The following is a 5,442-nucleotide window of genomic DNA, read 5'->3' as shown; positions in this document are numbered from 1 at the left end:
TGGGCGTGTGGCGCGCATCGTTTGGTGTGTGTTGTGTGTTCGTGTGGAGACTACTTTTTGGTATGAATTGAAAACGTCATGTTTTCGGTTTGTAGCCATGATTATGGACCTTCGGGTCCGCTTCGTATGGTTGTTAACCTCTTCGGGGGTTGATGGCAAGCATTTACGGAGAGTTTGATCCTGGCTCAGGACGAACGCTGGCGGCGTGCTTAACACATGCAAGTCGAACGGTGATGCCCAGCTTGCTGGGTGGATCAGTGGCGAACGGGTGAGTAACACGTGAGTAACCTGCCCCAGACTCCGGGATAAGCCTTGGAAACGAGGTCTAATACTGGATACGAGATGCCCCTGCATGGGGAGTGTCTGGAAAGATTTATCGGTCTGGGATGGACTCGCGGCCTATCAGCTTGTTGGTGGGGTAATGGCCTACCAAGGCGACGACGGGTAGCCGGCCTGAGAGGGCGACCGGCCACACTGGGACTGAGACACGGCCCAGACTCCTACGGGAGGCAGCAGTGGGGAATATTGCACAATGGGCGAAAGCCTGATGCAGCGACGCCGCGTGAGGGATGAAGGCCTTCGGGTTGTAAACCTCTTTCAGCAGGGAAGAAGCGCAAGTGACGGTACCTGCAGAAGAAGCGCCGGCTAACTACGTGCCAGCAGCCGCGGTAATACGTAGGGCGCAAGCGTTGTCCGGAATTATTGGGCGTAAAGAGCTCGTAGGCGGTTTGTCGCGTCTGGTGTGAAAACTCAAGGCTCAACCTTGAGCTTGCATCGGGTACGGGCAGACTAGAGTGCGGTAGGGGTGACTGGAATTCCTGGTGTAGCGGTGGAATGCGCAGATATCAGGAGGAACACCGATGGCGAAGGCAGGTCACTGGGCCGCAACTGACGCTGAGGAGCGAAAGCATGGGGAGCGAACAGGATTAGATACCCTGGTAGTCCATGCCGTAAACGTTGGGCACTAGGTGTGGGGCTCATTCCACGAGTTCCGTGCCGCAGCAAACGCATTAAGTGCCCCGCCTGGGGAGTACGGCCGCAAGGCTAAAACTCAAAGGAATTGACGGGGGCCCGCACAAGCGGCGGAGCATGCGGATTAATTCGATGCAACGCGAAGAACCTTACCAAGGCTTGACATACACCGGAAACTTCCAGAGATGGTTGCCCCGCAAGGTCGGTGTACAGGTGGTGCATGGTTGTCGTCAGCTCGTGTCGTGAGATGTTGGGTTAAGTCCCGCAACGAGCGCAACCCTCGTCTTATGTTGCCAGCACGTCATGGTGGGGACTCATAAGAGACTGCCGGGGTCAACTCGGAGGAAGGTGGGGATGACGTCAAATCATCATGCCCCTTATGTCTTGGGCTTCACGCATGCTACAATGGCCGGTACAAAGGGCTGCGATACCGCGAGGTGGAGCGAATCCCAAAAAGCCGGTCTCAGTTCGGATTGGGGTCTGCAACTCGACCCCATGAAGTCGGAGTCGCTAGTAATCGCAGATCAGCAACGCTGCGGTGAATACGTTCCCGGGCCTTGTACACACCGCCCGTCAAGTCACGAAAGTCGGTAACACCCGAAGCCGGTGGCCCAACCCTTGTGGAGGGAGCTGTCGAAGGTGGGACTGGCGATTGGGACTAAGTCGTAACAAGGTAGCCGTACCGGAAGGTGCGGCTGGATCACCTCCTTTCTAAGGAGCATCACTTCACGGCCGGCGCCCTAGGGTGTTGGTTGTGCAGAGGCCATGGCACTCGCCGAACGCGTGGGTGGATGGTTGCTCAAGGGTGGAACGTTGACGAAGAGCTCGTCCATGACGGTTCGTGTCAGTACCTGCTCACCTTCGGGTGGGTGGTGGAACATCACGGGTACGGGGGAAGGGCTTGCCAAGCACACTGTTGGGTCCTGAGGGAACCGCCCGCATGGGTGGGGTCGCTCTGAACGGGCCATCGCGTCTCCTGGGTGAACCGCCGACCGTTGTGTTGGTAGGCCGTGGGAGCGGGTGGGATCGTCCGTAGCTTGAGAACTGCACAGTGGACGCGAGCATCTTTGTAAGATCAAAGATTTATCTTTGTTCTCTGCAATTTTTTGTTGTCAAGTTTTTAAGGGCACAGGGTGGATGCCTTGGCACTAGGAGCCGATGAAGGACGTTGTAGCCTGCGATAAGCCTCGGGGAGTTGGCAAACGAACCGTGATCCGAGGATCTCCGAATGGGGAAACCCCGCTGGAGTCATGTCCAGTGACCCGCACCTGAATATATAGGGTGTGTGGAGGGAACGTCGGGAAGTGAAACATCTCAGTACCGACAGGAAGAGATATTCCGTGAGTAGTGGCGAGCGAAAGCGGAACAGGCCAAACCGTTCATGTGTGATAGCTACCAGGCGTTGCATGGGCGGGGTTGTGGGACCTTTCAGACCGGGCTGGTACCCGGTCAGGGAGTCAGAAAGTCGCGTTATAGTCGAAGGGCATTGAAAGGCCCGGCACAGAGGGTGCGACCCCCGTAGACGAAATGACGTGGCCTCCCGAAGGGGATCCCAAGTAGCACGGGGCCCGAGAAATCCCGTGTGAATCCGGCAAGACCACTTGCTAAGCCTAAATACTACCTAGTGACCGATAGCGGACCAGTACCGTGAGGGAAAGGTGAAAAGTACCCCGGGAGGGGAGTGAAATAGTACCTGAAACCGTGTGCCTACAATCCGTTGGAGCCTCCCTAGCAGGGGTGACAGCGTGCCTTTTGAAGAATGAGCCTGCGAGTTAGTGCTCAGTGGCAAGGTTAACCCGTGTGGGGAAGCCGTAGCGAAAGCGAGTCTGAATAGGGCGAATGAGTCGCTGGGTCTAGACCCGAAGCGAAGTGATCTAGCCATGGGCAGGTTGAAGCGTGGGTAAGACTACGTGGAGGACCGAACCCACCAGGGTTGAAAACCTGGGGGATGACCTGTGGTTAGGGGTGAAAGGCCAATCAAACTTCGTGATAGCTGGTTCTCCCCGAAATGCATTTAGGTGCAGCCTCGCGTGTTTCTTGCCGGAGGTAGAGCTACTGGATGGCCGATGGGCCCTACAAGGTTACTGACGTCAGCCAAACTCCGAATGCCGGTAAGTGAGAGCGCGGGAGTGAGACTGCGGGGGATAAGCTCCGTAGTCGAGAGGGAAACAGCCCAGACCACCAGCTAAGGCCCCTAAGCGTGTGCTAAGTGGGAAAGGATGTGGAGTTGCACAGACAACCAGGAGGTTGGCTTAGAAGCAGCCACCCTTGAAAGAGTGCGTAATAGCTCACTGGTCAAGTGATTCCGCGCCGACAATGTAGCGGGGCTCAAGTACACCGCCGAAGCTGTGGCATTCACACAAACGCTAGGCCTTCGTGGTCCAGGCGTGTGGATGGGTAGGGGAGCGTCGTGTGGGCAGTGAAGTCGCGGGGTAACCCAGCGGTGGAGCCTACACGAGTGAGAATGCAGGCATGAGTAGCGAAAGACGGGTGAGAAACCCGTCCGCCGAATGACCAAGGGTTCCAGGGCCAGGCTAATCCGCCCTGGGTAAGTCGGGACCTAAGGCGAGGCCGACAGGCGTAGTCGATGGACAAGGAGTTGATATTCTCCTACCGGCGAAGAACCGCCCATACCGAACCCGGTGATGCTAAGCGCCCTTAACCCGCACCGTCTCCTTCGGGAGACATCGCGGGAGCGGCGCGCGACCCGAACCGGTACTAGGTAAGCGTATTAACAGGGGTGACGCAGGAAGGTAGCCCAGCACGGCGATGGTTGACCGTGTCCAAGGTTGTAGGGCGAACAGTAGGCAAATCCGCTGTTCACATAGCCTGAGAACTGATAGATAGCGCGTATGCGCGAATTGGGTGATCCTATGCTGCCAAGAAAAGCCTCGGCGCGAGGTTCTAGCCGCCCGTACCCTAAACCGACTCAGGTGGTCAGGTAGAGAATACTAAGGCGATCGAGAGAATCGTGGTTAAGGAACTCGGCAAAATGCCCCCGTAACTTCGGGAGAAGGGGGGCCCGATGCGTGACGGAACTAGCTTCCCGAGCGTTGACGGCCGCAGAGACCAGGGAGAAGCGACTGTTTACTAAAAACACAGGTCCGTGCGAAGTCGCAAGACGATGTATACGGACTGACGCCTGCCCGGTGCTGGAAGGTTAAGAGGACGGGTCAGCTCTTCGGAGCGAAGCTCAGAATTTAAGCCCCAGTAAACGGCGGTGGTAACTATAACCATCCTAAGGTAGCGAAATTCCTTGTCGGGTAAGTTCCGACCTGCACGAATGGCGTAACGACTTCTCCGCTGTCTCAACCGCGAACTCGGCGAAATTGCACTACGAGTAAAGATGCTCGTTACGCGCAGCAGGACGGAAAGACCCCGGGACCTTTACTATAGCTTGGTATTGGTGTTCGGTGCGGCTTGTGTAGGATAGGTGGGAGACTGTGAAGCATGCACGCCAGTGTGTGTGGAGTCAACGTTGAAATACCACTCTGGTCGCTCTGGATATCTAACCTCGGTCCGTAATCCGGATCAGGGACAGTGCCTGGTGGGTAGTTTAACTGGGGCGGTTGCCTCCTAAAATGTAACGGAGGCGCTCAAAGGTTCCCTCAGCCTGGTTGGCAATCAGGTGTCGAGTGCAAGTGCACAAGGGAGCTTGACTGTGAGACTGACAGGTCGAGCAGGGACGAAAGTCGGAACTAGTGATCCGGCGGTGGCTTGTGGAAGCGCCGTCGCTCAACGGATAAAAGGTACCCCGGGGATAACAGGCTGATCTTGCCCAAGAGTCCATATCGACGGCATGGTTTGGCACCTCGATGTCGGCTCGTCGCATCCTGGGGCTGGAGTAGGTCCCAAGGGTTGGGCTGTTCGCCCATTAAAGCGGTACGCGAGCTGGGTTTAGAACGTCGTGAGACAGTTCGGTCCCTATCCGCTGCGCGCGCAGGAAACTTGAGAAGGGCTGTCCCTAGTACGAGAGGACCGGGACGGACGAACCTCTGGTGTGCCAGTTGTTCCGCCAGGAGCACGGCTGGTTAGCTACGTTCGGAAGGGATAACCGCTGAAAGCATCTAAGCGGGAAGCCTGCTTCAAGATGAGGTTTCCATCCCCGCAAGGGGGAGAGGCTCCCAGCTAGACCACTGGGTAGATAGGCCGGATGTGTAAGGCAGGACCAACGACTGCTGAAGCTGACCGGTACTAATAAGCCGACAACTTGATAACACACAAACATATTGCTACGCGTCCACTGTGCGGTTCCCGAGATACGGGCACACCCCCACGTAACCGGGGGCCCCGAACATCTCCATAGAGTTACGGCGGTCATAGCGAGAGGGAAACGCCCGGTCCCATTCCGAACCCGGAAGCTAAGCCTCTCAGCGCCGATGGTACTGCCCTGGAGACGGGGTGGGAGAGTAGGTCGCCGCCGGACAACCATTCACCAAAGGCCCACCCCACACGGGGTGGGCCTTTGGC

3 rRNA genes are annotated in these 5,442 nt (G+C 57.0%); all 3 read left to right on the top strand.

Annotated features, from left to right (window positions below):
• The first annotated feature begins 162 nt into the window (after window positions 1-162).
• The 3 genes from IE95_RS0118200 to rrf all read left to right on the top strand — a co-directional run bounded on the left by IE95_RS0118200 (window position 163) and on the right by rrf (window position 5,398).
• Window positions 163-1,683: ribosomal RNA gene (locus IE95_RS0118200) — 16S ribosomal RNA — on the top strand.
• Between the two features lie 399 nt (window positions 1,684-2,082).
• Window positions 2,083-5,190, top strand: a 23S ribosomal RNA gene (locus IE95_RS0118195).
• 91 nt (window positions 5,191-5,281) lie between these two features.
• Window positions 5,282-5,398: ribosomal RNA gene (rrf, locus tag IE95_RS0118190) — 5S ribosomal RNA — on the top strand.
• Together the 16S, 23S and 5S rRNA genes form the textbook arrangement of a ribosomal RNA operon.
• The last annotated feature ends 44 nt before the right edge of the window (window positions 5,399-5,442 follow it).

It is taken from the genome of Oerskovia turbata (assembly GCF_000718325.1).
GTDB lineage: Bacteria > Actinomycetota > Actinomycetes > Actinomycetales > Cellulomonadaceae > Oerskovia > Oerskovia turbata.
The sequence above is the reverse complement of the archived record's forward strand: the minus strand, read 5'-3'. Positions and strand labels throughout refer to the sequence as shown.